General features: G+C 61.8%; 1 pseudogene. It reads left to right on the forward strand.

Going from position 1 to position 400, the window contains the following annotated elements:
• Window positions 1-22: 22 nt before the first annotated feature.
• A pseudogene (locus LI72_RS19850) lies at window positions 23-400 on the forward strand (IS5 family transposase); the annotation flags it as partial.

The following is a 400-nucleotide window of genomic DNA, read 5'->3' on the forward strand; positions in this document are numbered from 1 at the left end:
GACTGCTTTTTGAGGAGCAGTCATGGGTCGCGGGGATTTGTCGGACGCGGAATGGGAACTGATCGGGCCACTGCTGCCACCTGAGCGTGGTCGCTGGGCACGGCCTGCGGGCGATAACCGGCGGTTTCTCAATGGTATGCTCCATGTGTTGCGGGTCGGCTGTCCTTGGCGCGACATGCATGAACGCTATGGTAAGTGGAACTCGGTTTACGTCCGGTTCCGACGCTGGGCCGAACAGGGTGTTTGGGATGCCCTGCTGCAGACGCTGGTTGATTTGGGTCTGACGGACGACTGGCAGCACATGATCGACAGCAGCAGCGTTCGCGGCCACGTCTCGGCAGCGGGCGGAAAAGGGGGGCTTGTGCGAACGCTCTTGGTCGATCACGCGGCGGCTTTACGA

Source organism: Sphingomonas sp. 35-24ZXX (assembly GCF_000786215.1).
Classification (GTDB): domain Bacteria; phylum Pseudomonadota; class Alphaproteobacteria; order Sphingomonadales; family Sphingomonadaceae; genus Blastomonas.